Origin of the sequence: Pseudomonas sp. FSL W5-0203, from assembly GCF_001896155.1 — a bacterium.
Taxonomy (GTDB): Bacteria; Pseudomonadota; Gammaproteobacteria; order Pseudomonadales; family Pseudomonadaceae; genus Aquipseudomonas; species Aquipseudomonas paracarnis.
The window spans coordinates 60,066-86,064 of sequence record NZ_MPOR01000024.1 but is presented as its reverse complement, the minus strand read 5'-3'; the positions used below and the strand labels follow the sequence as shown (position 1 = coordinate 86,064).

The 25,999-nt window shown below is 61.6% G+C and carries 30 protein-coding genes; 16 read left to right on the top strand and 14 right to left on the bottom strand.

Annotation, left to right across the window (positions count from 1 at the left end; genetic code table 11):
• Nucleotides 1-147: 147 nt before the first annotated feature.
• Together BOP96_RS20165 and BOP96_RS20160 are read right to left on the bottom strand one after the other, a co-directional pair.
• Nucleotides 148-762 carry an NAD(P)-dependent oxidoreductase gene (locus BOP96_RS20165; protein WP_014717468.1) on the bottom strand — a complete coding sequence of 205 codons (615 nt, stop codon included), beginning with the start codon at nt 760-762 and terminating at the stop codon, nt 148-150.
• A 34-nt stretch (nt 763-796) separates the two neighbouring features.
• Complete coding sequence (locus BOP96_RS20160) at nt 797-1,663, bottom strand: MBL fold metallo-hydrolase (RefSeq protein ID WP_019818268.1); 867 nt, start codon at nt 1,661-1,663, stop codon at nt 797-799.
• Nucleotides 1,664-1,768: 105 nt separating this feature from the next.
• Here BOP96_RS20160 and BOP96_RS20155 point away from each other — a divergent pair, with 105 nt between their 5' ends.
• A complete protein-coding gene (locus BOP96_RS20155) occupies nt 1,769-2,674 on the top strand; it encodes a LysR family transcriptional regulator (protein WP_014717470.1) in 906 nt (301 codons plus the stop codon).
• Between the two features lie 100 nt (nt 2,675-2,774).
• Nucleotides 2,775-2,954 (top strand): hypothetical protein, encoded by a 180-nt coding sequence (locus tag BOP96_RS20150; protein WP_003189580.1) that lies wholly within the window; start codon nt 2,775-2,777, stop codon nt 2,952-2,954.
• Here BOP96_RS20150 and BOP96_RS20145 read toward each other — a convergent pair.
• Complete coding sequence (locus BOP96_RS20145; protein ID WP_014717471.1) at nt 2,947-3,822, bottom strand: helix-turn-helix domain-containing protein; 876 nt, start codon at nt 3,820-3,822, stop codon at nt 2,947-2,949. The two genes, BOP96_RS20150 and BOP96_RS20145, sit on opposite strands and share 8 nt — an antisense overlap.
• Nucleotides 3,823-4,011: 189 nt before the next feature.
• Here BOP96_RS20145 and pobA point away from each other — a divergent pair, with 189 nt between their 5' ends.
• Complete coding sequence (pobA, locus tag BOP96_RS20140) at nt 4,012-5,196, top strand: 4-hydroxybenzoate 3-monooxygenase (protein ID WP_172832688.1); 1,185 nt, start codon at nt 4,012-4,014, stop codon at nt 5,194-5,196.
• Nucleotides 5,197-5,262: 66 nt separating this feature from the next.
• Nucleotides 5,263-6,780, top strand: coding sequence for an MDR family MFS transporter (locus BOP96_RS20135; protein ID WP_073453817.1), 1,518 nt, complete (start codon nt 5,263-5,265; stop codon nt 6,778-6,780).
• Between the two features lie 56 nt (nt 6,781-6,836).
• Here BOP96_RS20135 and BOP96_RS20130 read toward each other — a convergent pair whose 3' ends face one another.
• The 3 genes from BOP96_RS20130 to BOP96_RS20120 are packed head-to-tail and all read right to left on the bottom strand — an operon-like array spanning nt 6,837 to nt 8,872.
• Nucleotides 6,837-7,676: a cache domain-containing protein gene (locus tag BOP96_RS20130; RefSeq protein WP_014717474.1), complete on the bottom strand. Its 840-nt coding sequence runs from the start codon at nt 7,674-7,676 to the stop codon at nt 6,837-6,839.
• Between the two features lie 55 nt (nt 7,677-7,731).
• A complete protein-coding gene (gene cynS, locus BOP96_RS20125) occupies nt 7,732-8,202 on the bottom strand; it encodes a cyanase (RefSeq protein ID WP_014717475.1) in 471 nt (156 codons plus the stop codon).
• A 28-nt stretch (nt 8,203-8,230) separates the two neighbouring features.
• The gene (locus tag BOP96_RS20120; RefSeq protein ID WP_019818265.1) at nt 8,231-8,872 is read right to left on the bottom strand and encodes a carbonic anhydrase; all 642 of its coding nucleotides are present in this window, start codon (nt 8,870-8,872) and stop codon (nt 8,231-8,233) included.
• A gap of 113 nt (nt 8,873-8,985) precedes the next feature.
• Between BOP96_RS20120 and cynR the strand changes: the two genes are divergently transcribed.
• Nucleotides 8,986-9,837, top strand: a complete 852-nt coding sequence (cynR, locus tag BOP96_RS20115; RefSeq protein WP_014717477.1) for a transcriptional regulator CynR — start codon at nt 8,986-8,988, stop codon at nt 9,835-9,837.
• Between the two features lie 93 nt (nt 9,838-9,930).
• Here cynR and BOP96_RS20110 read toward each other — a convergent pair whose 3' ends face one another.
• Nucleotides 9,931-10,704 carry a transporter substrate-binding domain-containing protein gene (locus BOP96_RS20110; RefSeq protein ID WP_014717478.1) on the bottom strand — a complete coding sequence of 258 codons (774 nt, stop codon included), beginning with the start codon at nt 10,702-10,704 and terminating at the stop codon, nt 9,931-9,933.
• A gap of 365 nt (nt 10,705-11,069) precedes the next feature.
• Here BOP96_RS20110 and BOP96_RS20105 point away from each other — a divergent pair, with 365 nt between their 5' ends.
• The 5 genes from BOP96_RS20105 (at nt 11,070) to BOP96_RS20085 (ending at nt 15,724) form a co-directional block, all read left to right on the top strand.
• Nucleotides 11,070-12,440: a glutamine synthetase family protein gene (locus BOP96_RS20105; protein ID WP_014717479.1), complete on the top strand. Its 1,371-nt coding sequence runs from the start codon at nt 11,070-11,072 to the stop codon at nt 12,438-12,440.
• Between the two features lie 98 nt (nt 12,441-12,538).
• Entirely contained in the window at nt 12,539-13,138 is a 600-nt protein-coding gene (locus BOP96_RS20100; protein WP_014717480.1) for a class I SAM-dependent methyltransferase, read from the top strand.
• A gap of 122 nt (nt 13,139-13,260) precedes the next feature.
• Nucleotides 13,261-14,394, top strand: coding sequence for a ribonuclease D (gene rnd / locus BOP96_RS20095; protein WP_014717481.1), 1,134 nt, complete (start codon nt 13,261-13,263; stop codon nt 14,392-14,394).
• Nucleotides 14,391-14,684 carry a YcgL domain-containing protein gene (locus BOP96_RS20090; protein WP_014717482.1) on the top strand — a complete coding sequence of 98 codons (294 nt, stop codon included), beginning with the start codon at nt 14,391-14,393 and terminating at the stop codon, nt 14,682-14,684. The genes rnd and BOP96_RS20090 overlap by 4 nt, the downstream gene beginning before the upstream one ends.
• A 107-nt stretch (nt 14,685-14,791) precedes the next feature.
• Nucleotides 14,792-15,724, top strand: a complete 933-nt coding sequence (locus BOP96_RS20085; protein ID WP_019818262.1) for a D-2-hydroxyacid dehydrogenase — start codon at nt 14,792-14,794, stop codon at nt 15,722-15,724.
• A 125-nt stretch (nt 15,725-15,849) separates the two neighbouring features.
• Here BOP96_RS20085 and BOP96_RS20080 read toward each other — a convergent pair whose 3' ends face one another.
• Entirely contained in the window at nt 15,850-16,443 is a 594-nt protein-coding gene (locus BOP96_RS20080; RefSeq protein ID WP_003189601.1) for a nitroreductase family protein, read from the bottom strand.
• A gap of 153 nt (nt 16,444-16,596) precedes the next feature.
• Here BOP96_RS20080 and BOP96_RS20075 point away from each other — a divergent pair, with 153 nt between their 5' ends.
• Together BOP96_RS20075 and BOP96_RS20070 are read left to right on the top strand one after the other, a co-directional pair.
• Complete coding sequence (locus tag BOP96_RS20075; protein ID WP_003172524.1) at nt 16,597-17,046, top strand: YcgN family cysteine cluster protein; 450 nt, start codon at nt 16,597-16,599, stop codon at nt 17,044-17,046.
• Nucleotides 17,047-17,059: 13 nt separating this feature from the next.
• Complete coding sequence (locus tag BOP96_RS20070) at nt 17,060-18,280, top strand: hypothetical protein (RefSeq protein WP_019818261.1); 1,221 nt, start codon at nt 17,060-17,062, stop codon at nt 18,278-18,280.
• Nucleotides 18,281-18,361: 81 nt separating this feature from the next.
• On the opposite strand, the gene BOP96_RS20065 is transcribed toward BOP96_RS20070, so the two are convergent.
• The 4 genes from BOP96_RS20065 to BOP96_RS20050 all read right to left on the bottom strand — a co-directional run bounded on the left by BOP96_RS20065 (nt 18,362) and on the right by BOP96_RS20050 (nt 20,558).
• Nucleotides 18,362-18,712 carry a YgaP family membrane protein gene (locus BOP96_RS20065; RefSeq protein ID WP_019818260.1) on the bottom strand — a complete coding sequence of 117 codons (351 nt, stop codon included), beginning with the start codon at nt 18,710-18,712 and terminating at the stop codon, nt 18,362-18,364.
• A 67-nt stretch (nt 18,713-18,779) separates the two neighbouring features.
• Entirely contained in the window at nt 18,780-19,247 is a 468-nt protein-coding gene (locus tag BOP96_RS20060) for an RNA methyltransferase (RefSeq protein WP_014717486.1), read from the bottom strand.
• A 160-nt stretch (nt 19,248-19,407) separates the two neighbouring features.
• Nucleotides 19,408-19,782, bottom strand: a complete 375-nt coding sequence (locus BOP96_RS20055) for a YajD family HNH nuclease (protein WP_014717487.1) — start codon at nt 19,780-19,782, stop codon at nt 19,408-19,410.
• Between the two features lie 89 nt (nt 19,783-19,871).
• Nucleotides 19,872-20,558, bottom strand: coding sequence for a spermidine synthase (locus BOP96_RS20050; protein WP_003189610.1), 687 nt, complete (start codon nt 20,556-20,558; stop codon nt 19,872-19,874).
• Nucleotides 20,559-20,636: 78 nt separating this feature from the next.
• On the opposite strand from BOP96_RS20050, the gene BOP96_RS20045 reads away from it, so the two are divergent.
• The gene (locus BOP96_RS20045; protein ID WP_014717488.1) at nt 20,637-20,918 is read left to right on the top strand and encodes a hypothetical protein; all 282 of its coding nucleotides are present in this window, start codon (nt 20,637-20,639) and stop codon (nt 20,916-20,918) included.
• On the opposite strand, the gene BOP96_RS20040 is transcribed toward BOP96_RS20045, so the two are convergent.
• The gene (locus BOP96_RS20040) at nt 20,915-22,957 is read right to left on the bottom strand and encodes a S9 family peptidase (RefSeq protein ID WP_073453815.1); all 2,043 of its coding nucleotides are present in this window, start codon (nt 22,955-22,957) and stop codon (nt 20,915-20,917) included. The genes BOP96_RS20045 and BOP96_RS20040 overlap by 4 nt on opposite strands.
• Nucleotides 22,958-22,981: 24 nt before the next feature.
• Here BOP96_RS20040 and BOP96_RS20035 point away from each other — a divergent pair, with 24 nt between their 5' ends.
• Genes BOP96_RS20035 through BOP96_RS20025 form a run of 3 tightly spaced genes read left to right on the top strand, consistent with a single transcriptional unit; the run spans nt 22,982 to nt 24,869 of the window.
• Nucleotides 22,982-23,509 (top strand): hypothetical protein, encoded by a 528-nt coding sequence (locus BOP96_RS20035; protein WP_019818257.1) that lies wholly within the window; start codon nt 22,982-22,984, stop codon nt 23,507-23,509.
• 30 nt (nt 23,510-23,539) lie between these two features.
• Complete coding sequence (locus BOP96_RS20030) at nt 23,540-24,316, top strand: class II glutamine amidotransferase (RefSeq protein WP_073453813.1); 777 nt, start codon at nt 23,540-23,542, stop codon at nt 24,314-24,316.
• A 10-nt stretch (nt 24,317-24,326) separates the two neighbouring features.
• Nucleotides 24,327-24,869, top strand: coding sequence for a DUF2937 family protein (locus BOP96_RS20025; protein ID WP_014717492.1), 543 nt, complete (start codon nt 24,327-24,329; stop codon nt 24,867-24,869).
• A 114-nt stretch (nt 24,870-24,983) separates the two neighbouring features.
• Here the strand turns inward: BOP96_RS20025 and BOP96_RS20020 are convergent, their stop codons facing one another.
• The gene (locus BOP96_RS20020) at nt 24,984-25,904 is read right to left on the bottom strand and encodes a LysR family transcriptional regulator (RefSeq protein ID WP_003189619.1); all 921 of its coding nucleotides are present in this window, start codon (nt 25,902-25,904) and stop codon (nt 24,984-24,986) included.
• Between the last annotated feature and the right edge of the window lie 95 nt (nt 25,905-25,999).

The following is a 25,999-nucleotide window of genomic DNA, read 5'->3' as shown; positions in this document are numbered from 1 at the left end:
CGGTTTACCCCCCAAATCACTGTCGAATTCCGGCCAGCGTGGTTTAACGGGGCGCCTAAGATCAAGATCAAAAGCAGATCAAAAGCAGATCAAAAGCAGATCAAGAGCGGCTCGCTTCGCATCGTGGTTAGCGTTGACGGCGTTGGGTCAGTAACCGACCGTAAAGCGCTGGCGCGAGTGCTTCGGTGTTTCCACTTCATCCAGCATGGCGATGGCGAAGTCCGCAAAACTGATCGAGCTGTTGCCGTCACTGTCCACCAGCAGATCATCCGTGCCCAGGCGGAATTTGCCGGTGCGCTCGGTGCCGTCGAACAGGGCCGATGGCGACAGGAAGGTCCAGTCCAGCTCCTTTTCCTGGCGCAGCGTTTCCAGGAATTGCGCCCCGGCACTGGCTTCAGCTTTATATTCAGCCGGGAACCCTTCGCTATCGATCACGCGCCCGCCACCGGGCAACAGCAGTGAACCGGCGCCGCCGACCACCAACAAACGTTTCACACCAGCCTTTTTCACCGGGCCGATCACGGCGCTGGCGGGAAGCGTGGCGAAGTGCGCCGCGCTGATCACCACGTCGCTGCCGCTGATGGCGTGTTGCAAGGCTTCGGCATCCAGGGCATCAACCTGTTTGACCGTAACGCCAGGACGCACAGCCAGCTTGTCGGTATTGCGGGCGATGGCGATGACGGTATGCCCGCGGCGCAGCGCTTCTTCCAGCAGTTGGCTACCGGCGCGGCCAGTGGCACCAATGATTGCGATCTTGCTCATGATGTTCTCCAACAGGGTTAAGGTTTAAAGCCAGTTACCACTTCATTTCGCCCTTGGCGACTTTGGCGCTCAGTTCCAGCGAGCTTTCGTCGGCGAGGGTGGGGTAGCGTTTTTTCATGGCCGCAATCAGGGCGGCGGAGTCCTTGGCCTTGGCGGTTTCGAGGTCGAAGGCCTTGATGTAATCGGCGGTGAAGGTGACCGAGGCCAGCGATGGCGTGCCCAGGTAATGGCCCGGCACCACGGTGTTCGGCTTCAGGTCTTCAATGCGCGTGAGGGTAGCCAGCCAGTCTTTATGGGATTGCGCGCTCTGGGTATCGGCCATCCAGACGTGGATGTTTTCAGCGACCACCACACCACCGACCACGGCCTTGATCGACGGAATCCACACAAAGCTGCGATCTGGCTGCGGGCCGTCAAGGCCAACCACTTCAAGCTGTTGCCCTTCCAGGGTCAGGCTGTGGCCTTTAAGCACTTGCGGCACAAGGGTCTTGGCCGGCTTGTCGGCGCCCATTTTCGGGCCCCAGAAGGCCAGCTTGTCGGCGACGGTGGCGTTGATATGGTCCACCACTGGCTGTGGCGCCAGCACTTTGGCGTCGGGGAAGGCGGCGGTCAGGGTGTCGAGGCCGAAGTAGTAGTCCGGGTCGCCATGGCTGATGTAGATGGTGGTCAGGTGCTTGCCGCTGGCGCGGATCTTCTGCACCAGCTGCTCGGCTTGGCCTTTGCCGAATTGCGCATCCACCAGGATCGCGTCTTTCTCGCCGCTCACCAGCACCGAGCTGACCGGGAAGATCGCGGCTTCGCCTGGGTTGTACACGTCGAGTTTCAGCTCTGCCGCTGCTGCGTGGGCAGCGAAGGCCAGGGCGGCGGTGGCCAGGGTCAAGCGTTTGAAGGTCGAGAACATCGGGCAGCTCCTGCCATCGGTAAGGGATGCACAGAGCTTAGTTGCATAAAACACGACAAAAAATGCGATGCTGGGACATAGTTTGTTTCTAAAATCGGGCAAATCATGGATCGTCTTCAAGCAATGCGCGTGTTTGTCACCGTGGTGGACCTGGGCAGCCAATCCGCCGCTGCCGACCACCTTGACCTGTCGCGCCCGGTGGTCTCGCGCTACCTGGCCGAGCTGGAAGACTGGGTGGGCGCACGCCTGCTGCACCGCACCACGCGCAAGCTCAGCCTCACCGCCGCCGGCGGAGAAACGCTGCCGCGTTGCCGGCAATTGTTGGAACTGTGCGGTGATATGCAGGCCGCCGTCAGCGAGCCCGATGATGCGCCCCGAGGCCTGTTGCGCCTGAGCGTCAGCACTTCGTTCGGCCAGGCGCAGCTGGGCGCGGCGATTGCCGAATACGTCAAGCTTTACCCCCTGGTGACGGTGGATTTGCAGATGCTTGATCGCACGGTGAACCTGGTGGACGAACGCATCGACCTGGCGATCCGCACCAGCAACGATCTGGACCCCAACCTGATCGCCCGGCGCCTGACCGTATGTCGCTCGGTGGTGTGCGCCACACCGGCTTATCTGCGCGAGCATCCGGCGCCGCAGAAGGTCGAAGACCTGGCCCGGCACAACTGCCTGACCCACTCTTACTTCGGCAAGAGCCTGTGGCATTTCGAAGAAAACGGAGAGCACGTGTCGGTGCCGGTCCACGGCAATATCACGGCCAACGAAGCCAGCACGTTAATGCGCGTGACGCTGGCCGGGGCAGGGGTGGCGATGTTGCCCAGTTATCAGGCCGGCGAGCTGATTCGCAGTGGGGAGTTGGTGCGCTTGCTGCCGCACGCCGAGCCGCGACAGATGAATATCTATGCGGTGTACGCCTCACGCAAACACATGCCTTCGGCGCTGCGTAGCCTCCTGGATTTCCTGGTGCTGCGGTTTCCCGAAGAGCCGGTTTGGGACATAGGGCTCTGAGGTGAAATAAGCGCGCTGAATGGCAGCGCATCATGGCAAGTTGCCCTGACTGACCTATGCTTTAAACAGCACCCTGTAGATCCGTTCAGAGGTCTGTGCCATGAGCATCAAAACCAGAAAGTACCTGACGATTTTCACCCTCTGCGCATTGGCGACAGCGCTGTATGGGACTGCCGCCTACCGCGTCGAGCAAACACGCATGCAGCCGGCGGCATTCGCCATCAGCTGCCATCAGGACCAATGCGTTCCCCGCACCGGCAGTTTCAGTGCGCTCAGGTAGGCTGCTCTGCCTTCAGTTGTTCACGAAACGCCTTAGGTGAAAAACCGACCCTGCGGCGAAACAGCCGTGAGAAATTGGTCGGGTCGGAAAAGCCCAGCACCTCGGACATCTCGTTGATGGTCATGCTGGTGTAGGTCAGCAGGCGCTTGGCTTCCAGCAACTGGCGGTCATGCATGATCTGCAACGCCGGTTGCCCACCCAACTCCCGACACGTCCCGTTCAAGTGTGAGACCGAGATACCCAGCTTGTGGGCCAGGTCTTCAATCTTGGGGTGTTCGCGGTAATGCTGTTCGACCAGTTGCGTAAACCGCCGAAAGTACTCACGACCCCGTGGCGCCCGTGGGTGGCGGCGCTGGATCGCCTGGCGGCTGACCCACACCAATAACACGCTGACCAGGGCGTGCAGCATCATGTCCCGTGCCGGTTGGTCATCGGCGTATTCGTCCTGCAAACGTACGAACAGGCTGTTCAAGTAATCGCTGTCCTTGCCCGCCGGGTAGCTGCCGAGTGTGTGCAGGCCATCGACGGTAGAGCCCAGTTGCGCCTGCAAGTGGCTGACCAGCGGTGCCGACAGCGTTACCACAAACCCTTCCACATCCTCGGAAAAACGAAAGCCGTGCACGCAAAGCGGTGGCAGCACTTGTAGGCTCGACTCATTGAGCGTGGTGCGCTGGCCTTCGATTTCCAGTTGTGCCTGGCCTTTGTGCACATACAGCAACTGGCACAGGTCCGCGTGCCGGTGGGGCTGGATTTCCCACTGGTATTCCCGACTGCGCCGGGAAATGGTTTCGCAGTGCAACAAATCGGGAGTCGGCCACTGCTGGCTTTCCCCGTAAAGCTTGAAGACCGGAATCGCGGTTTTGGTCATGGTTTCAATCCGATACTCAGGATAGTGGTTCGGTAATCGCCCCGATTGGCGAAAAGCACAGGTTTTGACGCAGTTTTCACCTTCTTATGAGCCTCACTCAAGTGAAAAATGTCAGCCACAAGAGCAATGACAACTCTTTCACTCCATACGTTCGCGTGAAGCTTGAAGGTCATAAAAATAATGAAAACCCTGAAAACCCAAGTCGCCATTATCGGTGCCGGTCCTTCCGGATTGCTGCTCGGCCAACTGCTGCACAATGCTGGCATCCAGACCCTCGTTCTAGAGCGTCAGAGCGCCGATTACGTACAAGGCCGTATCCGCGCCGGTGTGTTGGAACAGGGCATGGTCGACCTGCTGCGCGAAGCCGGCGTCAGCCAACGCATGGACGCCGAAGGTTTGGTGCACGACGGGTTTGATATTGCCCTCAATGGCCAACTCACCTCCATTGACCTCAAGGCCTTGACCGGCGGCCAGTCGGTGATGATTTACGGCCAGACCGAGGTCACCCGCGACCTGATGGCCGCCCGCGCAGCCGCCGGTGCCATCACCCTGTACGAAGCCTCCGATGTTCAACCCCATGACCTGAAAAGTGAACAGCCCTGGCTGACCTTTGAGCACGAAGGCCAAGCCTACCGCCTGGAGTGCGACTACATTGCCGGCTGCGACGGTTTCCATGGTGTGGCCCGCCAGTCGATACCGGCGCAAGCGCTGAAGGTGTTCGAACGCGTCTACCCCTTCGGCTGGCTGGGCGTGCTGGCCGACACGCCGCCGGTACATGCCGAACTGGTGTACGCCAAACATGCGCGGGGTTTTGCGCTGTGCAGCATGCGGTCGCCGACCCGCAGCCGTTACTACCTTCAAGTGCCGGTCGAAGAGAAGCTGGAAGACTGGGCGGATGAACGTTTCTGGGATGAACTCAAGAGCCGCCTGCCCGGCTCATTGGCCGAACAATTGGTGACCGGCCCGTCGATCGAGAAAAGCATCGCGCCGCTGCGCAGCTTTGTGGTGGAACCCATGCAGTACGGGCGCCTGTTCCTGCTCGGCGATGCCGCGCACATTGTGCCGCCCACCGGTGCCAAGGGCTTGAACCTGGCGGCCAGTGATGTGAGCACCTTGTTTCGCATCTTGCTCAAGGTGTACCACGAAGGGCGCCTGGACTTGCTGGAAAAATACTCGGCAATCTGTCTGCGCCGAGTGTGGAAAGCCGAGCGGTTTTCCTGGTGGATGACCTCGATGCTGCATCAGTTTCCCCAGGCGGACGCCTTCAGCCAGCGCATTGCCGAGAGCGAGCTGGACTATTTCATCCACTCCCAGGCCGGGCGCAAAACCATCGCAGAAAATTACGTCGGCCTTCCTTACGAGCCTATCGAATAGCCTGCTATCGTATCGAGCATTCCCACCGGTGACCGTTGCCTGTGGGCCCTGCTCGAAGGTTCTGCCGTGACTCACCTCAATCAGCCCGCTCCAACCGTTCCCGCCGTGCGCAGTATCCTGGTCGCGCTGATGATGGCGATCTTCCTGGGTGCCCTGGACCAGACCATTGTCGCCGTGTCCATGCCGGCCATTTCCGCACAGTTCCATGACGTCAACCTGCTGGCCTGGGTGATCTCCGGCTACATGGTGGCGATGACCGTGGCGGTGCCGATCTACGGCAAGCTCGGTGACCTGTATGGGCGCCGGCCCATGATGCTCATTGGCATGGGCCTGTTCACCCTGGCGTCGTTGTTTTGCGGCCTGGCGCAAAGCATGGAGCAACTGGTGCTGGCTCGGGTTCTGCAGGGTATCGGCGCTGGCGGGATGGTCTCGGTGAGCCAGGCGATCATTGGCGACATTATTCCTCCCCGCGAACGGGGACGTTATCAGGGGTATTTCAGCAGCATGTACGCGGTGGCCAGCGTGGCCGGGCCGGTGCTGGGCGGTTATATGACCGAGTACCTGTCGTGGCGCTGGGTGTTTTTGATCAACCTGCCACTGGGCGTCGGCGCCTGGTACGTGGCCCATCGCACCCTGGTGGGGCTGCCGGTGCCGCAGCGCAAGCCGATCATCGATTACCTCGGCACGGTGCTGATGATCGTCGGCCTCACCGCCTTGTTGCTGGGCATCACCGAAATCGGCCAGGGCCATTCGTGGCGTGACGATCAAGTGCTGGGGTTGCTGGCCTGCGCACTGCTGGCGTTAAGCGTGTTTGTGTGGCACGAACGCCGCGCACGGGAACCGCTGTTGCCGATGCACTTGTTTGCCAACCGCAGTGCGGTGTTGTGCTGGTGCACGATTTTCATCACCAGCTTCCAGGCGATTTCCCTGACGGTGCTGATGCCCCTGCGCTACCAGACCGTAACCGGCGCCGGTGCCGACAGCGCGGCCCTGCACTTGCTGCCCTTGGCGATGGGCTTGCCGATGGGCGCGTATTTTGCCGGGCGCATGACCTCGGTGACGGGCCGCTATAAACCGATGATCCTCAGCGGCGCAGTGTTGAGCCCGCTGGCGATTCTCGGCATGGCCTACAGCGCGCCCCAGGCGGTGGCGCTCACCAGCGTCTTCATGTTGTTGTGCGGTATCGCCGCGGGCATGCAGTTCCCGACCTCGTTGGTGGGGACGCAGAACTCGGTGGAGCAGCGGGATATCGGTGTGGCCACCAGCACCACCAACCTGTTTCGCTCCCTGGGCGGGGCAGTGGGGGTGGCCTGCATGTCGGCGTTGCTGCTGGCGCTGTTACACGATTCCAGTTTCGCCCATCTGGCAAGCGGCGCACTGGTGGCCGAAGGCAGTTCCGGCAACGTGCTGCTCGACGGCCTCAACGCCGCACCCGGCCCGGCGCAAGATGCGTTGCGCGGCGAGCTGGCGGTGACGTTCCGGCATTTGCTGATGGTGAGTGCGGCGGTGTCGCTGCTGGGGTTGGCCGCTGCGATAGCGATGCCGAATCGGATACTGCGCGGCCGTGAAGACAAAGTTAGATAAGCGGACGCGGAGCGTCCCAGGCGGCGTTCCCACGCAGAGCGTGGGAATGATCAGGATCAGGGGCTGTAATACCCCACCGCAACCATGAAATGCCCGCTCTTGCGCACATAGGCATGCTTGTTCTCGACCTTGCCGGTCACCGGGTTTTTCCAGCGGTATTTGTATTCGCCCTGGTCCTGTTCAGCCATCATCTGGAGGATCGGCACACCCACCGGTTTGCCATCCGGGTCCTTGATCTTGGCAAAATCGGTGTTGATCAGGCGCAGGTTGGTGCCATGGGCGACGTAGCGCCGCGTGTTCAGGTCCACCACGAATACGTAGAGATCATCTTGCAGGAAGCCGCCTTGCAAGGAGTTGATCGCCTTGAGCGTGCCGGCTTCATCCTTGACCAACGCCTCCACCGCCTTGTTGCGCAGCGCCCGTGCCTGTTCCGGTGTGGCGCGCGGCAAGTAATAACCGACCGCCAGGATGCGTTCGCCCACGCGCTGATAAAACACGTGTTTATGTTCGACCTTGCCGTCATTCCAGTTCTGCCAGCGGTAGTCAGCCTGCTGGATACCCTGGTTTTCGGGCACCTTGAGCGCGTCCTTGAAGGATTGGCGCAAATCCGGTCCGAGTACCTCGGACACATCGCGACCTATGAGCGCGGAGGAGGGCCCGCCACTGGCCAGCAGTACGCCTTTTGTATCGACCACAAACACATAACGGTCCTGGTCGATGAACTCGCCCTGACGGCTGAAGGCGGCGAACGCCTTGTCACCTTGCTTGTGGTAGTACGCCAAGGCCTTTTCCAGCAGGGCCTTGGCGGCTTGGGCATCCGCTTCCTGTGCCGTGGCGGCATGCACCTGGCTGCAACACAACAGCAGCAGCCAAGTGAATCGGAGCAGTCTCTTCATTTACCCGTCCCTCGTTCTTGTTGGTGTGCCAAGAGCGTAGACGGTTGGCGGCGAATCAGAAGGGTTTGGTCGGCAGGTATTTGCCGTCCAGGGTGATGACCGCACGGGAGCCGCCGTCCGGGTCTTCAACTTTCTTGATGTCCAGTTTGAAGTTGATGGCGCTGATGATGCCGTCGCCGAATTGCTCATGCACCAGGGCCTTCAAGGTAGAGCCGTAGACTTGCAGCATTTCATAGAAACGGTACATGGTTGGGTCGGTCGGCACACCGCTCGGGAAGCTGCCGCGCAGTGGGACGCTTTGCAGCAGGCGGCTGGCGTCCTCGTCAAGGCCGAGTTTGCCGCACACGATGTCGGCCGCTTCCTTGGGCAGCGGGTGCTGGCCGAGCAGGGCTGCGGTGACGAATGCCAGGCTCAGCCCGGTGCCGTCGGTGAGGTCCTGCCACGACAGGTTTTTGCGTGCCTTGAGGTCGATAACGGTGTCGGCCAGGGCCAGGCGTGGGGTTTGAGCGAATTGGGATTGCAACATGGTGACGTCCTCTTGGGTTGATTAGGGTTCAGGCGGCGTGGGCGCGGGTGCTGGGGTGGTCGAGCAGGGAGACGAAGCGCCCGGTGTGCCCGTCCAAAGCGTCAATGCCGCCGGTTTCGATGTCGTACACCCAGCCATGCAGGTTCATCCGGCCTTGTTCCAGCGCCAGGGCGACCGAAGGGTGAGTCTTGAGGTTGGCCAGTTGGGCGACCACGTTTTCGCGCACCAATGAATCCAGGCGTGCAGCGTCCGAGGCATGCGTACGGGCGGCATTGATCACCTTGGCCGACTCGGCATGGCGCAACCAGTTGGCCACGGCGGGCAGGTGGTCCAGGCATTTGCAGGTAGAAATTGCAGTCATCGCGCCGCAGTCCGAGTGCCCGCAAATCACGATGTCGCTGACGCCCAGCACCGCTACGGCATATTCGACTGTGGCCGACACACCTCCCGGCTCCGGGCCGTAGGACGGCACTATGTTGCCGGCGTTACGGATGACGAACAGGTCGCCGGGTTCCTGCTGGGTCAGCAGCTCGGGGACTACGCGGCTGTCAGAGCAGGACACGAACAAGGTGCCGGGGCTTTGCGTGGTCGCCAGGTGTTTGAACAAGTCACTGCGAGGGGTAAAGGCTTCACGTTGGAATTTGCGAAAGCCGTCGATGAGATGCTGCATGGTGGTTCTCCTTGCGTCGCTGATGGGGGCAAGGATGGGAGTTTTTGGCTATAGGGTCCAAGACCGGTTTATTATGCTTTCTATAAGTCATGCCTATAGTTGGAGCGCTGCCCATGCTGTTGCGTCATATCCGTTACTTGCTGGCCGTTGCCGAGCACCGCAACTTCACGCGGGCTGCAGAGGCGCTGCACGTGTCGCAGCCGACCTTGTCGCAACAGATCAAGCAACTGGAAGAAAGCCTGGGCGCGCCACTGCTGGACCGCTCCGGGCGCAGTGTCAGCCTGACCGACGCGGGGCAGGCCTATGTGCGTTATGCGCGGCTGGCCTTGCAGGATCTACAAGCCGGCACCCGCGCCATACATGACGTGCAGGACCTGCGCCGAGGGCATTTGCGCCTGGCCATGACGCCGACTTTCACCGCCTACCTGATCGGGCCATTGCTGGCGCGTTTCAACCAGCTGTATCCGGGCATCACCCTGAGCATCGAGGAACTGACCCAAGACCGTATCGAAGCCGCGCTGGGCGAGGACCTGCTGGATATCGGCATCGGCTTTACCGGCGAGCATGGGCTGGAGATCGACTGTGAGGCGCTGTTTGTCGAAGAGCTGAGCCTGGTCGTCAGTGCCAGTCACCCCGAACGCACACAACCGGCCTGGCTCGAACAGCCTCTGGTGCTACTGAACACAGGCTTCGCCACCCGCCGCTACATCGACGACTACTGCCACCAGCAAGGGGTTAAACCGCAGATTGCCATGGAGGCCAATTCCATCAGCGCGATTATCGAAATCGTGCGCAGCACGCCCCTGGCAACCGTCCTGCCCCGCGCACTGGCCGAGGCCCAGGCAGGCCTGCATGCCGTGGCGATTGCTCCACCGTTGCCGCAGCGCACCGCGGCACTGCTGAGCCGCAAGGGCGCATATCGCAGCGCTGCGTGTGCGGCGTTTGTAGCGTTGATCAAGGCGTAGGGCCGGGCTGACGCCCCAGGATCCAAATGTGGGAGCTGGCTTGCCTGCGATGACGGCCGGACAATCAACGCCGATCTATCCGACACCCCGCATTCAAGGCGCAGCCAACCACTGCCCCACAATCCCCGCATACGCCCCCGTCGCTACACTTAAATGCAACCACTGATCTACGTAACTCTTCCAGGCCACATCATCGCGCGGCAACAAAAACGCTTTTTCACTGTACTGCATCGGTTGCTCCGGGTTGACCGCGCACAACCCAGGCTTGAGCTTCTGCTGATAACGCGCCTCGCTGGCGTCGGTAATCATCACATCGGCTTTGCCCGCCAGCAGCTCATCAAAAATCGTCACGTTGTCATGCAGGCGAATCTGCGTCTGGCCCAAATGCGCACGGGCAAACACTTCGTTGGTGCCGCCCGCCGGTTCGATCACTCGCACCTGGGGCTGGTTGATCTGCTCCACCGTCTGGTAACGCTGCACGTCGGCGCAGCGCACCAGCGGGATCTTGCCGTCGACTCCGAGTGATTGGCTGAAGAAGGCTTTTTTCTGACGTTCCAACGACACGGAAATACCGCCCACCGCGATGTCGCAGCGTTGGGCGAGAAAGTCCGGCATCAGGGTTTTCCAGGTGGTAGGCACCCAGGTGATTTTGGCGTTCAGGCTCTTGGCGAGAGACTCGGCCATGGCAATGTCGATGCCTTCATAGCCGCCGTCGCTGCGCAGCGAGGTGTAAGGCTTGTAGTCGCCGGTGGTACACACGGTGAGGGTGCCGCGCGCAATCACGTCGTCAAGGCGAGATGCAGCGGTGTCGGCCTGGGCGACAGTGGCCAGGCTTGCCAGTACACAGAGGGCCAGAGGCGCTTTCATGGGGTCGAATCCTTGGGGCACGGTCGGGGGCTCATTATTTCCAGCACAGGGCAGGGTGGCAAGGCGCGGTGAATGTTTAGCCAAACTGCAACCAAACTCCGTCAAGCCTGAATTTACCCGCGTATCCCCGCGTGTGACGCTCAAGTCTTTCTATCACTGTGAAGCGCGCATGCACGCTTGCCCCGACATTCACACCGCGACATTGCCGTCTGCGCTTGCGTTCTGGGCTCTGTTCCATTGCCGACACGCGCGCCCGCCAGATACCTCTCTCCTACGTTGATCTACCCCCAAGGATGACGCGCACCTGTGCGCATCTGCCCGGCGGCGCCTGCGCGCTTGCCTGACGCAAACGTATGAGAATTCCCATGAGTGTTTTTGCCCGCCTGCATGAAGCCCAGACCTTCCTTGAACAGAACCCCGACATTGAGATGTTCGAGCTGTTTATCCTCGATAACAACGGCGTACCGCGCGGCAAGCTGCTGCACCGCGACGAACTGCTGGCGGTGTACGAAAGTGGCCGGCCTCTGCCCAGCACCATCCTCGGCCTGACTATCAATGGCGATGACGTAGAAAACTCCGGGCTGGTTTGGGAGGTGGGGGATATCGACTGCCGCGCCTATCCGATCAGCGGCAGCTTGCAGCGCATGCCATGGCGCTTGATCCCCACCGCGGCGGTGCAAGTCAGCATGCACCCCACCGAAGGCCTGCCCGCCACCGTGGCCGACCCCAGGCACCTGCTGGCCAATGTTATCGAGGCGCTCAAGGCCGACGGTTATTACCCGGTGATGGCGGCGGAGCTGGAGTTCTATCTGCTCGACCAGAAGCCCGACAGCAACGGCCGCCCACAACCGGCGCGGGATGTGGATGGCAAGCGTCCGCGCTCGACCCAGGTGTACGGCCTGCGCGAGCTGGAGCAGATCGAGCCGTTTCTTGCCGACCTCTACAGCGCCTGCAAACTGCAAGGGATTCCGGCGCGCACGGCCATCTCCGAGTACGCGCCAGGCCAAGTGGAAATCACCCTCGAACACCGCACCGACGCGCTGCAGGCGATGGACGAAGCCGTGCGCTACAAACGCTTGGTCAAGGGCGTGGCGCACAAACATGGAATGACCGCCTGTTTCATGGCCAAGCCGTTTGACGACCTGGCCGGTACAGGCATGCACATGCACGTTAGCCTGGCCGATGCCCAGGGCAATAACCTGTTTGCCAGTGAAGCGGCCGACGGCACGCCACTGCTGCGCCAGGCCGTGGGCGGCATGCTCAGCACCTTGCTCGATTCACTGTTGATGTTCTGCCCCAACGCCAACTCTTATCGACGCTTCCAAACCAACAGCTATGCGCCGCTCGCTGCCACCTGGGGCGTGGACAACCGCACCGTCAGCCTGCGAGTGCCCGGTGGCCCGGCTCAATCGCGGCATATCGAACACCGCATCTGCGGGGCCGACGCCAACCCCTACCTGGCGGCCGCTGCGATCCTGGCCGGCATTCATCGAGGCATCCGCGAACAGCTCGACCCTGGCGCCCCGGTGCAAGGCAACGGCTACGCCCAGGCCAAGGAACTGTTGCCCACCGACTGGCTGACCACCTTGCGCGCGCTGGAAACCTCCCGCTGGGCACCGGATGCGTTCGGGCGCCAATTCCTCGGCGTTTACCTGGCGGTCAAACGTGCCGAATACCGCCAGTTCATGGGCGAGGTAGGGGAGCAGGATTGGCGCTGGTACTTGCATCAAGCGTGACCGGTTTTAGTGGGGGGCTTTCGACCTTTTTTTCACGTTGCGGCGGTTAAGCTGCGAATCAAGGTCGTTTACTACCGTTTCATTCACATGAGCCCGCGATGTCGCCACAACCTCCATCCTCCATCGAGACCGAATTCACCGAGCGCTATGACCGTGAGCATGCCAGGGGCTGTGGCGACCCGCGTCCGCCCAGGCTGTTGCAGCGCCTGTCGGCGTGGCGCGATGCGCGGTTGGTACGCCAAGCCCTGAAGGTGGCGGGGGAGCCAGGGCTTATCCTCGACCTGGCGTGCGGTTCCGGGCGCTTCTGGCCGGTGCTGGCCGAACACGTCAACCGCGTGATACTGGCCTCGGACAACTCCCAGGCGATGCTCGATCACGCGCGCACCCATCACCCCGGGGGGTTGCTCAAGCGTGTCAAAACATTCCAGGGCTCGGCGTTTTCCATTGGCCTTTCGGCGAATGCGGTGGACTGCATTTTTTGCCTGGATTTGTTTCGCCATGTGCCCGACAGTGATGCGCGGCTCATGTTATTGCACGAGTTTCACCGCGTCAGCCGCGACACGGTGATTGTTGCCGTGAACGTGGGCACGCCCGTAGAGAGCGAGTTTCGGCAAGCCGGCTTCAAAATCCTCAATTACCAAGAGTTCCTGCCGGGCTCGCGGCGATGGTGCGTCTACGTTTTGCGTAAGAGAGGATAACGCCCCTTTGTCGGACTATTCTTCATCTCCTGTCGGAGTTTTCATGATGGCGTGTGCACTGCGGATGCTCGCAAGCCCCTTTCGCGATATATACTGCGCGCCATTCTTCAAGGGAGAGCCGTGTGGCCATCGATATTCACTGGATCTGCGACAACGATAGCCTCGGCCAGCATTGCGCCGAATGGCAGCAGTTGCCATTCGTCGCCCTCGACACCGAATTCATGCGGGTCGACACCTTTTACCCTATTGCCGGGCTGATCCAGATCGGTGATGGCGTGCGCGCTTACCTGATCGACCCCCTGACCATCGACAATTGGCAACCCTTGGCCGCCTTGCTGGAGAACCCAGCGGTGATCAAGGTGGTGCACGCCTGCAGTGAAGACCTGGAAGTGCTGTCGCGCCTGACCGGCAGCTTGCCGGTGCCCTTGTTCGACACCCAATTGGCAGCGGCCTACCTCAACCTCGGTTTTTCCATGGGCTACTCGCGCCTGGTGCAGGCGGTGTTGGATATCGAGTTGCCCAAGGGTGAAACCCGCTCCGACTGGCTGCAGCGGCCATTGTCGGAGACGCAGATCAGCTACGCCGCCGAAGACGCGGTGCACCTGGCCGAGGTTTACACCCGTCTGCGCCCGCAACTGTCGGATGACAAATACGCCTGGGTACTGGAAGACGGCGCCGAATTGGTGGCCAACCTGCGCCGCGAGATCGACCCCTACGAGGTGTACCGCGACGCCAAGCTGGCGTGGAAATTGTCCCGTGCCCAACTCGCGGTGTTGCGTGAACTGTGCGCCTGGCGCGAGCAGCAGGCCCGTGCTCGCGACTTGCCGCGCAACCGTATTATTCGCGAACACTCGTTGTGGCCCCTGGCCAAATCCCAGCCGGATAACCTCGCCGCCCTGGGCAAGATCGAAGACATGCACCCGCGCACCGTGCGCCAGGACGGCCAGTTTTTGCTGGACCTGATCAAACGCACCGGTAGCGTGCCCATGGACCAATGGCCGCCTGCCGTGGCTGAGCCGTTACCCGTGGACGCTGCCGCGTTGATCAAGCAACTGCGGGCTTTGGGCCAAACCTTCGCCGAGCGCCTGGACATGGCGCCGGAACTGATGCTGCGCAAGAAAACCCTTGAAGCCCTGGTTAAAAGTGGCTACCCCGATGGGCCTTACCAATTGCCAGACTCGCTGCGTGGCTGGCGCCGCGAGTTGATGGGCCAGGCGTTGCTCGACAGCCTGGCCAATGCCGGAGAACAGCCTTGAAACGTATTTGCTCCATCTACCGCAGCAAGAAAAAAGACGGCATGTACCTCTATGTGCTCAAAAGCGATGCCCTGGAGCGCGTACCCGAGCCGTTGATGGAAGCGTTCGGCAAGGCGCATCACGCCTTTGACATGGTGCTGACGCCTGAGCGCAAGCTGTCGCGCGAAGACATCACCGTGGTGCTGGAAAACCTCGACAAGCAGGGCTACCACCTACAAATGCCGCCAGCTGAGGACGAGTACATCGAGCACTTGCCCGAAGAGCTGCTGCGCCGCAACGACCCGATGTGATCGACCCGTGCCCGGCTCAGGGCACAGTTTCAATGGAATCGTATTAGAGGACGGTGGCCGTAAGGATGCGGGCGGCCGTCTGCACTGTTTTTTCAAAGGTTTGAACCATGCGTGTTCTGATTGCTGAACAGGATCATCCGCTCTACGCCCAATTGCTCAGGGACGCCGCCCCAGACCTCGAAGTGCTGACCAGCGGCGATTCGGCCGAACTCTCGCGCCTGGCCGCCGACTGTCCGGTGTGGCTGGGCCAGCCCGATCTGTTGGCGACCCTGCTGCGCCAGGGCCATCATCCGCAATGGCTGCAATCGACGTGGGCGGGCATCACGCCACTGCTGGCCGACGGCTTGCCACGCGACTATCGGCTGACCCGCGCGGTAGGCATTTTTGGCCAGGTCATGGCCGAGTTTGTCCTCACCTACATGCTGGGCCACGAGCGCGAAGTGCTGGCGCGGTTGGTCAGCCAGGTGGAGCGCAAATGGGATAACCGCATGGGTCAGAGCCTGGCGGGGCGTAAGGCGCTGATCGTCGGCACCGGTGACATTGGCCAGAGCGTGGCCGAGTTTCTGCTGCCGTTCGGCGTGCAGTTATATGGCATCGCCAGCCAGGCCCGCGAGCAGGCACCGTTTATCGAAGTGGCGGGGCTCGACCAGTTGGGCCGGCTGGTGGGGGAGGTGGATTACGTGATCAACCTGCTGCCCAACACGCCTGATACCCATGACCTGTACGACGCGGCGCTGTTCAAGCAATTCAAACCCACCGGTTTGTTTATCAACGTCGGACGCGGCGTGGCGGTGGTGGACGCCGACCTGGTCGAGGCGCTCAAAGAAGGGCACCTGGCCGGCGCGGTGATCGACGTGTGCCGCCAGGAGCCCTTGCCGCAACGCCATCCGTTCTGGACGGCGTGGGGTTTGCTGTTGACCGGGCACAGCTCGGCCCCGACCTCGCCGCCGATGATGGTGGCGTTGTTTGTGCAGAACCTGCGGGCGTATCAGGCCAAGCAAGCGCTGCGCGGGGAAGTGGATTTCGAGCGCGGTTACTGACAAAACGCGGAAAAAAATGTGGGAGCGGGCTTGCTCGCGAATGCAGGGGATCAGTCAACACATTGGGTGGCTGCCACACCGCATTCGCGAGCAAGCCCGCTCCCCACATTGAGTGTATGCAAGGCTTAGAGGCTGAAGTCCCCCTCGGACACCAGCTCGCTCAACGGCTTGCGCGGGCTCGGCATTTCGCGCCCTTGCAGGTACTCCGGCAAACTCGACTTGTCACCCAGCTTGCCCACCGCCACGGCCGCATGCAGCGCATAACCCTGGGGAATCTTCAGCTCCTTGCGGGTCAGTTCCTGATCGAAGCCGGCCATGCCGTGGGTGTGCCAGCCACTGAGGCTGGCTTGCAGCGCCAGGTGGCCCCAGGCCGAGCCGGTGTCGAAGGTGTGCCACAGCGCCGGGGTTTCTTCTGTGGCGCCGGGGGCGATGAAGTCGGTTTTCGACGCGATAATGACCAGAGCCGACGCATGCTGCGCCCAATTGCGGTTGAATTCATTCAGCAGGCCCAGGAAACGCTCCCAATCCGGCGTGTCACGGCGCGCATACAGAAACCGCCACGGCTGCGAGTTGTAGGCCGAAGGTGCCCAGCGTGCCGCTTCGAAGAAACTCAGCAGCGTCTCCTGCGGGATGCTCTCGCCGGTAAAGGCGCGGGGCGACCAGCGCTCGGTAAATTGGGTGTGGATCGGATAATCGGCAACGCGGGGGTTATTGCTCATGGACAGACCCTGATGAAAAAACCGGGATTCAAAACTACTGCGCGCACCCAGGCCTGACAAGTCTTGCAACACCGTCAGTCGTAAGCGCTTGGCCCCAACGGGCTTGGGCACTAGACTGGCGGCCTTTTCACCTTCCGATACTGATGCAGAGCCATGGCCGCCAAAGTCGAACCTTTCTGGATACGCAAAACCCTTGAGCACCTCGACCAAGAGGAGTGGGAGTCCTTGTGCGACGGCTGTGGCCTGTGCTGCCTGCAAAAGCTCGAGGATGAGGACGACAACAGTGTCTATTACACGCGTATCGCCTGCAAACTGCTCGACCTGAAAACCTGCCAGTGCACCGATTACCCCAACCGCCGTGCCTCGGTGCCTGATTGCATCCAGCTCACGCCGGGCCAGGCCGACCAATTCAAATGGTTGCCACCGACCTGCGGTTACCGCCTGGTCAGCGAGCGCAAGGACTTGCCGCTGTGGCATCACCTGGTCTGCGGCGACCGTGACGCGGTGCACCACGAACGGATTTCCCAGTCCGGGCGCATGCTCAGCGAAGGCAGCGTGCCCGAGGACGACTGGGAGGATTACCTGATTTTCCGCGCGGGTTGAACGAGGAGTGTGTATGAAGGTGGCCGCCAAGTGGGCAGCGGGCCTGGTCGTGCTGGCGCTGAGCGGGCCGGGCTGGTGCGCGAAGAAAGTCGACCTGGATTACCACGTCAAGCTGTTGCCCCAAAGCCAGCAGGCCGAGGTGCGCGTCAGCCTGTCCCAAGGCGCGGCGGTGCGCAGCCTGAACTTCGACCTGGGCCGCGACGGTGACTACAGCGACTTCAAGGCCGATGGCCAGTGGCAAATCACGGGCAACCGTGGCCTGTGGCAACCCAGTGCCGACAAGGCCAGCCTGACCTACCGCGTGCGCCTGGCCCATGCGCGCAAGCCCGGCGTGTATGACACACGCATCACGCCCGGCTGGGCGTTACTGCGCGGCGAAGACCTGGTGCCGGCCGCCCGTCTCGACCAGCAAGACGGCGTCGAACTGGTCTCACGCCTGATGTTTGAACTGCCGACGGGTTGGAAGAGCGTCGAAACCGCCTGGCCGCGCATCGGCCAGAACAAATTCCGCATCGACAACGTGTCCCGCCTGTTCGACCGCCCCACCGGCTGGATGCTGGCGGGCAACCTCGGCAGCCGCCGCCTGCGCCTGGGTGATACCGACGTCACCGTGGCCTCGCCCAAGGGCCAGGGGATGCGCCGCATGGACGTGCTGACGTTACTGACGTTTGTCTGGCCCCAGGTGGAGGCCGCGTTCCCGCGCCATCCTGGCAAACTGTTGATTGTCGGTGCCAGTGACCCGATGCGGCGGGGCGCTTATTCGTTACGCGATTCGATCTACCTCAACAGCCGCACGCCGCTGGTTGGCGAAAATGGCAGCAGCCCGTTGCTGCGCGAAGTGGTGCAGGCCATCGGGCGCTTTAATGACCACGACAGCAGTGACTGGATCAGCGAGGGCTTGGGCGAGTACTACGCAATCGAGTTGATGCGGCGTGCCGGCGGTATTACCGATGAGCGCTATGCGGCGATCCAGGCACGGCTGACCAAAGAAGGCAAAGACGTCAGCACCCTCAAAGGCGAGCACGTCAACGGCGCGACGCTGGCGCGTTCGGTGGTGGTATTGCAGGAACTGGACCGTGAGATCCGCGTGAAGACCCACAACAAGCGCTCCCTGGACGATCTGGCGCAGGCAGTGATGCGGGTGAACAGCATCAACACCAAAGAGTTCGTGCAGTTGGCCGAGAGTGTGATGGGTGAGTCTTCGGTGGTACTGGACAGCAAACTTCTGCGTTGATCCTTAGCCCTGTGCAATTCAAATGTGGGAGGGGGCAAGCCTCCTCCCACATTTGAATCTCCAGCATGTCCAAGTCTCAGGTCAGGCTTTAGGTTTCACCGCCTTTTCAGCCGCCACTTCAGCCTTGGTCTTCAGGTTCTTCAACTCTTCCCCGGCGCGCTCGATTTTCGTGCGCACGCTGTTCATTTCCTGGCGACCCTGTTCCAGTTTGTCCTTGAGCGAACTGTGCCCGGTAAAGCCACGAGCCAATGCCACGCCACCAATCGCCACCTGGATCAAGCCGAAAATCCCACCGCGGCGCAGGCCTTTACCCACCATCATCACTCCGCCGGCCACTGAGCCGATGCGCTCCCAGCCATGCACGTTCTGGGTGGGTTGAGGCTTCAACGGTGTGGCTTCGATGATAGGTCGCAAGGTTTTGCTGTCGCTCATGATCAGTCTCCAACAAGGGCAAGTGTTACTAGCTGACTGCGCGCATGTGCCGGATGTTCCCGTAATATCAGTACTTGGGGCCCGAACGGGTGTTATTGCCCTTGGCCAGGCGGTCATAGAGCACCACGTTGACCGTGGCCGCCAGGTTCATGCAGCCGGTGGTGGGGATGTACACCACGTCCTCGCACCAATCGCGGATCTCTTTGTCCAGGGAGCCGTCTTCGGGGCCGAAGATATACAGCGCGCGGTCGGGGTGGGTGTATTCAGGCAACGGGCGGGCGCCGTCGACCAATTCCACGGCGACCGGGATGCAGCCTAAGGGCAGGATCTTTTTCAGATCGTCGATGCCGATCAGCGGGATATCGTGGTGCACCTTCTTGGTGTCGGTGATGAAATCCCTGGCGCGCTCGTAACGCACGCCGGTGTAGAACACCGAGGCCACGCCGTAACAGCCGGCGGCACGCATCACCGAGCCGACGTTTTCGGGGGATTTGGGGTTGTACAGACCGATGCAACTGTAGCGTTTATTGCCCACGGGGAAGGGTGCCTTGAGAAAAACGGCGATTATACGGCCTGGGGGGATGCAGTGCTTGGACGATCGTCATCGCGGGCAAGCCCGGCTCCCACCGGGAAATGCATTCCTACTGTGGGAGCTGGCTTGCCTGCGATGAGGCCGGAACAGGCAAAGAAAAGCTTCAGTCGTCCTTCTTCATCAACCCCGCCAACGCCGCAAACGGGTTGTGCGTCGCCTTGGCAATGCTCGGGCTGCTGGTGGAGCCTTCGCCGAAGTACTGCTGGTCGGTGTAGCGCGAGTGTTCGTTGTCGTGGCAGTACAGGCACAGCAACTCCCAGTTGGAACCGTCCTGGGGGTTGTCATCATGGTTGTGGTTGCGGTGGTGAACGGTCAGTTCACTCAAGCGCTTGCCGGCAAATTCACGGGCGCAGCGGCCACACACGTGGGGGTACATCTTCAAGGCTTTATCGCGGTAGCCCATTTCGCGGTCGCGCTGGGCATCGGCAAGGATGCGGTCCAGCTTGGCGGTGTGGGAGGGCGGGTTGTTCGAGCTCATCATGGCTCCTGGCTATTATTGGGTGGTTCACGGACAAGGTTGATTCTAGCTGCTCCCACAGGGGATTGGCGCGATTGAATCAACCGCGATCAGCCCTTGAGCTTCTCTGCAATCCAGATGGTATGCCGCGTACCCTTGTTGCCATGGGCAAATACTTGCACTTCTTCGGCCTTGAAGCCGGCCTTGCGCAGTTTGTCACTGAACAGCTTGTCGGCGCTGGCCGACCACACGGCCAGCACGCCCTTGGGGCGCAGGGCCTTGGCACACGCGGCCAGGCCACTGGCCGAGTACAACCAACTGTTAGCCTTTTGCGTGAGCCCTTCAGGGCCGTTGTCGACGTCGAGCATGATCGCGTCAAAGCCTTGGGGCTCGGCCTGCAGTACCTTGGCCACGTCTTCCTGGCGGACCACGGTGCGCGGGTCCAGCAGCGGGCGTCCGGATTTCTCCCCCAGCGGCCCCCGGTTCCACTCCACGACGCCGGGCACCAGTTCGGCCACCACCACTTCGGCGCTCTTGCCCAAATGCTTGAGCGCCGCGGCCAGGGTAAAGCCCATGCCCAGGCCGCCGATCAGCACCCGCGAACCCGGGCGCCCGGCCACTTTGCGGCAGGGAATCTCCGCCAGGGCATCTTCGGAGCCGTGCATGCGCGTGTTCATCAACTGGCCACCGTCACCGCCCTGGATCTTGATGACAAAGTCCTCGCCGTATTCGAACAGGCACAAGGCGCCGCCGTTGTCGGGGATTGGGGTGGTGTCCAGCAGAACGAAACGTTTCATGGAAATCTCATTGGGAAGGGCATTCTTGCGCGGTTGGGAGTAGCCTTAGGGCATTCCGGTCAGGCCATGGAGCCATCGATGAAGTGCAGCATTCTAACGGTCATTGTGTTGAGCGCGCTCGCATTGGGTACCGCGCAGGCTCAGGAGTTACAAACCGTACCGGTCGCGCCCGCGCCAACCCCAGGCGCGCCGGGCACGCCAACGCCCACGTTGTACCCGCAAGTCACGCCGCCCGTTGCGCCCAAGACCCATAATGGCTCGCCACCGCTGGCGCCCATCGTGCTGCCGGCGCCGCCCAAGGACCAGACGGTCCCTGGCCTGCAGCAAAACGACAGCAAGCCGAAAACGCCGGGCGGTTAGACCAGACCGAGGGCCTTGAACACAAAGGCATATTCGAGGGCCACGTCACGTAAGCCCTGATAGCGCCCGCTCATGCCGCCATGGCCGGCACCCAGCTCGGTCTTGAGCAGCAGCAGGTTGTCGTCTGTCTTGGTATCCCGCAGCTTGGCCACCCACTTGGCGGCTTCCCAGTACTGCACGCGGCTGTCGTTATAGCCGGCGATCACCAGCGTGGCCGGGTAAGCCTGGGCACGGACGTTCTCGTAGGGCGCGTAGGCCTTGATGCGCGCATACACTTCGGGTTCCTCGGGGTTGCCCCATTCGTCGTACTCGGTGATGGTCAGCGGCAGTTCCGGGTCGAGCATGGTATTGAGCACATCGACGAACGGCACTTCCGCAATCGCCGCCTGGAACAATTCCGGACGCTGGTTGAGCACCGCGCCGATCAGCAGGCCGCCGGCACTGCCGCCGCTGATCGCCAGTTGTGGGGAGGTGGTCAGGCCCTCGGCGATCAAATGTTCGGCGCAGGCGATAAAGTCGCTGAAGGTGTTCTGCTTGTGTTCCTGCTTGCCGCTGCGATACCAGGCCTCACCCAGCTCACCGCCGCCGCGCACATGGGCGATGGCAAACGCCACCCCGCGGTCGAGCAAGCTCAGGCGCGCATGGGAGAACCACGGGTCCAGGCTTGAGCCGTAGGCACCGTAGCCATACAGGTACAGGGGCGTCGGCTTGCCGAGCTGGTCACGCTTGACCACCAGGCTGATGGGTACCTGGGTGCCATCGGCAGAAGTGGCCCACAGGCGTTGGCTGATGTAATCGTCGGCGTTGAAGACGCCCAGCACCGGGGTTTCCTTGAGCACGACCTGCGCGCCTGTCGCCAGCTCGAGCTGGCGCACTTGGGCCGGGCGATTCAAGGCCTCATAGCGCAGGCGGATCTTGTCGCTGGGAAACTCGAGGCTGTTCTGTACGTAGAGGCTGTAGGCGGCGTCAGGCAATTGCACCCGATAGGCCGGCACGTTCTCGGGGTGTACTTCGATAACCGGCAGGCCACCAATGCGCAGGCTCAAGGTCATGGCGTTGGCGTTCAGGCTCACGCCGTCGAGCATGACCTCGTCGCTGTGGGGGATCAGGTTCTGCCAGTCGGCTTCGGTGGGCGGCGTGCCGGTGTCGGCGGCCACGTACAGCGCATGGTTGATGCCGTCGCGGTTGCTGCGGATAAACCAGGTCCACTGGCCATTGCGCTTGCCGTGGTCGACGTCGTATTCGTGGTCTTCGACCCGTGGCGCCAGGCAGGTGAAGGCCAGGTGCGGTTGCTCGGCGTCCAGCGCCCAGACTTCGCTGGTGGTCTTGCTGCCCAGGGCCAGCAACAGTTGGCGCTCGGAGCTTGAGCGGTAGCAATGCAGGAAAAAACGGCCGTCGGGCTCGTGGAACACTTCCTGCGCGGCGGTGCCGTCCAGGCGATAGCGATACAGTTTGTGCGGGCGATGGGTGTCGTCCAGCTCACCGAAAAACAGGGTCAGGCTGTCATTGGCCCAGGTCATGCTGCCATCGCAGTTTTCGAACGCCAGTTCGCTGACCTTGTCGGTCGCCAATTCCTTCACGAACAGGGTGTAAATCTCTTCGCCGCTGGTATCGAGGCTATAGGCCAGGCGTTGGTGATCGGGGCTGATGCTGAACGCGCCCAGGGAAAAAAAGCCGCCATTGGCCAAGACGTTCGGGTCCAGCAACAGTTCTTCGCTGCTGGCGTCCACCTGGTTGCTGTCATCGGCCGGGCGGCGGCAGCGGTAGTGGCGGGCGTACTCGTCACCGGCGGTGGTGCGGGTGTAATACAAATACGGGCCCCAAGGGGAGGGCAGGGACAGGTCGGTTTCCAGAATGCGGCCCTTGATCTCGTCGAACAGGGTCTCGCGCAACGCCTGCTGATCGGCGAGTTGGGCTTCCTGCCAGGCGTTTTCGGCCTTGAGGTAGTCGAGTACCTCAGGGTTGTCGCGTTCTTGCAGCCAGGCGTACGGGTCTGGGCCTGGGGCCTTGCGGGCATTCGGTGCGGTGGAAATAGGCATGGATAATTCCCTATCTGGCAGACGGTGGCAGGCATTGCAGCCGCGACACGCAAAAGCCGTTATCATAGCCGCCTGTTTGCCAACCTTGCCATGGACACCATGACCGAGAACGACTATCTGACCGCTTGGGGCCTTTACGCCTTCGCCGCTTTGGGCTGCCTGTTGGTGTGGTGGCGCATGACCCGCTGGATCTGGCGCTGGCTGCGCGAGCCCCTGCAATTGCTGATGGCGGTGTTGCTGCTCAGCCCGACCATTGTCGACCCGGTCAAGACCCAGTTTGCGCCGGCCGTGGCCATTACTGCCCTGGACTTGGTGCTCAAGGTCGGCAACAACGCCTGGCGCGCCATTTCCGACCTGTTCATGTACACGATGATCGTGTTTGCCCTGTACATCGTGTTTGTGCTGATCCGCTGGCCCATCGAACGCGCCGCCAACGCTCGCCGTGAGCGCAAGGCGGCTGCGGATGCCGCCTTGGCCGCCGAACCGGAAGACGACGAACCGTTCCGTCGCCCGGCGCCTGCCGGTGGTATGCGGGTCGAACCGCGCCTTTAACGTTGTTTGCCCTGCAGCGAGAGCCCTGGCATGTGTGAATTATTGGGCATGAGTGCCAACGTCCCCACCGATATCGTGTTCAGCTTTACCGGGCTGATGCAGCGCGGTGGGCGCACTGGCCCGCATCGCGACGGTTGGGGCATTGCTTTCTATGAAGGCCGCGGCCTGCGCCTGTTCCAGGACCCGGCTGCCAGTAGCGAGTCGGAAGTCGCATTGCTGGTTCAGCGTTACCCCATCAAGAGCGAAGTGGTGATCGGCCATATCCGCCAGGCCAATGTGGGCAAGGTCAGCCTGGCCAATACCCATCCGTTCGTGCGCGAGCTGTGGGGGCGTAACTGGTGTTTTGCCCACAACGGCCAACTGGCAGACTTCGATCCCCGCGCCACCTTCTACCGCCCGGTGGGCGATACCGACAGCGAAGCGGCGTTCTGCGACTTGCTCAACCGTGTGCGCGAAGCCTTCCCCGAGCCGGTGGACATCGAACAGGTGCTGCTCGACCTGATCGCCGCCTGCGCCGAATACCGCAGCAAGGGCGTGTTCAACTGCCTGCTCAGCGACGGCGACTGGCTGTTCTGCTATTGCTCGACCAAGCTGGCACAGATCACCCGGCGTGCGCCTTTTGGCCCGGCGCGCTTGAAAGATGTCGACGTGATCGTCGATTTTCAAGCCGAAACCACCCCCAATGACGTGGTAACGGTGATCGCCACCGAGCCGTTGACCGACAACGAAAACTGGACCCGCTACGAACCGGGCCAATGGAGCCTGTGGCGACGCGGTGAATGTGTCAGCCAGGGCGTTACCAAGTAAGGAATCGAGCATGTTGCTTAGCTATCTGCGGTTGGTGCTGTTTGCCGTTGGCTTGTTGGTCGGCGTGCAGGTGCCGGGGTTTATCAATGACTACGCCAAGCGCGTCGAAGCCCACTTGATCGAGGCCCAGACCGGCTTGCGCGGTTTCGAGTCCACGGCGCAGCAGTTCTTCAACGGTGATATGCAAGCCTTGGTGGCGCATTACCGCGCCAGCGATGACCCGGTGTTCCAGAGCGACGCCAGTAGCCTGGGCGCCATGCTCGACCGCCAGCTCGAGCTGGACAAGCAATTCCAGGCCATGCAGGGTCCGTGGTACATCCGCGCCCTGCAAGTGGCCGTGGCTGCCGACCCGGATATCCGTTCGGAGACCTGGAATGGCTACAGCTACCAGATCTTGCTGACGCCCGAAGCCATGGGCTGGGGCCTGGGCGGGGCGATGCTGTTGTCGTTCGGCATCGAGTGCCTGTACCGCTTGATCGACTGGGTGGTGCTGGGTGGCCGGCGCCTGCGCCAGAGCCGGCCCATCGAAGAACGGGACCTCAAGGGCCTCTAACGACCCACTGATCGTTCCCACGCTCCGCGTGGGAATGCTTTTTCTGACGCTCCGCGTCGCGCGTGAGGGCACAGAGCGCCCTGTGCTGCATTCCCACGCAGAGCGTGGGAACGATCAGTCGGGTTTATTCAGTTGCATGCGTTCTGCACCGACTTGCTCGGCATAGCGGGCAACGACTTTCTGGCACAACCCCACAATCTCCTCCACCAACTCCACCCCCACACGCCACGACACCACCACCTGCAAGTTCGGCAGACGCTGGGCCATGGGCAGCATGACCAATTCCCCTCGCTCCAGTTCTTCGCTCACCAGCACCGGCGGCAGTGCGCCGATGCCGAAGCCATCGCGCAGCAACCGGGTAATCGCCGACACCGAGTTCACGCAGTTCATGCGCGGTGCGGCCACGCCATTGGCCTGCATCAAACTCAATACGTCCTGATGCGGGTGGGAGTTTTTCGAGTAAGTGATGATGCGCTCCTGGGCCAGCTCGGCGAGGGAGGCGTAGTCACGGTTGTAAATCGACTGGCTGGCCACGATCCAGGCCATGGGGTGGCTGGCCAGTTCCAGGCTGCGCACGGTTTCCAGGCGCAGCAGGTCGGTTTGCAGGATCAGGTCGAGGAAACCTTTTTGCAGTTGATCGCTGAGGTTCAGCGCAGTGTCGGCGACCAGCTCGATTTCCACCAGTGGGTACAGCTTCATCAGCTCAGCAACCAGCGGGCTTAGCCAGGTGTGGATCACCGTGTCCATTGCGCCGATCCGAATGCGCCCAACCTTGCTGCTGGTGGTCTCCAGGGACTGCTTCAAGCCCTGCATGGTCACCATCATCTGCTCGGCATAGTCGAGCACTTTCAAACCTTCCGGGGTCAGGCTCACGCCACGCGAATCACGCAGGAAAAGTTTCACCCCCAGCTCGCTTTCCAGCACCGCGATGCGGCTGGAGATCGAGGCTTGGGTGGTGAACAGCTTCTCGGCCGTGAGCCGGAAGCTCTTGAGCTTGGCCACCCAGACGAAGGTTTCGAGGAACTTCAAATTCATGGGATCAACTTTTTCTTATGCATGGATCGGTTTTTATTAGTTGGACGTCGCACCGGGCAAGCGCCAAAAATCGAGCTATTCCACGATAAGCGTCG

Excerpts from the sequence above, each read along its gene's own strand:
- cynS (WP_014717475.1), bottom strand. The coding sequence starts at position 8,202 with ATGTTGCAATCCCAATTCGCTCAAACCCCACGCCTGGCCCTGGCCGAC.
- BOP96_RS20165 (WP_014717468.1), bottom strand. The coding sequence starts at position 762 with ATGAGCAAGATCGCAATCATTGGTGCCACTGGCCGCGCCGGTAGCCAA.
- BOP96_RS20070 (WP_019818261.1), top strand. The coding sequence starts at position 17,060 with ATGAAGGTGGCCGCCAAGTGGGCAGCGGGCCTGGTCGTGCTGGCGCTG.
- BOP96_RS20110 (WP_014717478.1), bottom strand. The coding sequence starts at position 10,704 with ATGAAAGCGCCTCTGGCCCTCTGTGTACTGGCAAGCCTGGCCACTGTC.
- BOP96_RS20085 (WP_019818262.1), top strand. The coding sequence starts at position 14,792 with ATGCGTGTTCTGATTGCTGAACAGGATCATCCGCTCTACGCCCAATTG.
- BOP96_RS20155 (WP_014717470.1), top strand. The coding sequence starts at position 1,769 with ATGGATCGTCTTCAAGCAATGCGCGTGTTTGTCACCGTGGTGGACCTG.
- BOP96_RS20075 (WP_003172524.1), top strand. The coding sequence starts at position 16,597 with ATGGCCGCCAAAGTCGAACCTTTCTGGATACGCAAAACCCTTGAGCAC.
- BOP96_RS20030 (WP_073453813.1), top strand. The coding sequence starts at position 23,540 with ATGTGTGAATTATTGGGCATGAGTGCCAACGTCCCCACCGATATCGTG.
- BOP96_RS20145 (WP_014717471.1), bottom strand. The coding sequence starts at position 3,822 with ATGACCAAAACCGCGATTCCGGTCTTCAAGCTTTACGGGGAAAGCCAG.
- cynR (WP_014717477.1), top strand. The coding sequence starts at position 8,986 with ATGCTGTTGCGTCATATCCGTTACTTGCTGGCCGTTGCCGAGCACCGC.
- BOP96_RS20105 (WP_014717479.1), top strand. The coding sequence starts at position 11,070 with ATGAGTGTTTTTGCCCGCCTGCATGAAGCCCAGACCTTCCTTGAACAG.
- BOP96_RS20025 (WP_014717492.1), top strand. The coding sequence starts at position 24,327 with ATGTTGCTTAGCTATCTGCGGTTGGTGCTGTTTGCCGTTGGCTTGTTG.
- BOP96_RS20040 (WP_073453815.1), bottom strand. The coding sequence starts at position 22,957 with ATGCCTATTTCCACCGCACCGAATGCCCGCAAGGCCCCAGGCCCAGAC.
- BOP96_RS20100 (WP_014717480.1), top strand. The coding sequence starts at position 12,539 with ATGTCGCCACAACCTCCATCCTCCATCGAGACCGAATTCACCGAGCGC.
- BOP96_RS20045 (WP_014717488.1), top strand. The coding sequence starts at position 20,637 with ATGAAGTGCAGCATTCTAACGGTCATTGTGTTGAGCGCGCTCGCATTG.
- BOP96_RS20065 (WP_019818260.1), bottom strand. The coding sequence starts at position 18,712 with ATGAGCGACAGCAAAACCTTGCGACCTATCATCGAAGCCACACCGTTG.
- BOP96_RS20080 (WP_003189601.1), bottom strand. The coding sequence starts at position 16,443 with ATGAGCAATAACCCCCGCGTTGCCGATTATCCGATCCACACCCAATTT.
- BOP96_RS20120 (WP_019818265.1), bottom strand. The coding sequence starts at position 8,872 with ATGCAGCATCTCATCGACGGCTTTCGCAAATTCCAACGTGAAGCCTTT.
- BOP96_RS20055 (WP_014717487.1), bottom strand. The coding sequence starts at position 19,782 with ATGAGCTCGAACAACCCGCCCTCCCACACCGCCAAGCTGGACCGCATC.
- BOP96_RS20150 (WP_003189580.1), top strand. The coding sequence starts at position 2,775 with ATGAGCATCAAAACCAGAAAGTACCTGACGATTTTCACCCTCTGCGCA.
- BOP96_RS20050 (WP_003189610.1), bottom strand. The coding sequence starts at position 20,558 with ATGAAACGTTTCGTTCTGCTGGACACCACCCCAATCCCCGACAACGGC.
- BOP96_RS20130 (WP_014717474.1), bottom strand. The coding sequence starts at position 7,676 with ATGAAGAGACTGCTCCGATTCACTTGGCTGCTGCTGTTGTGTTGCAGC.
- BOP96_RS20160 (WP_019818268.1), bottom strand. The coding sequence starts at position 1,663 with ATGTTCTCGACCTTCAAACGCTTGACCCTGGCCACCGCCGCCCTGGCC.
- BOP96_RS20020 (WP_003189619.1), bottom strand. The coding sequence starts at position 25,904 with ATGAATTTGAAGTTCCTCGAAACCTTCGTCTGGGTGGCCAAGCTCAAG.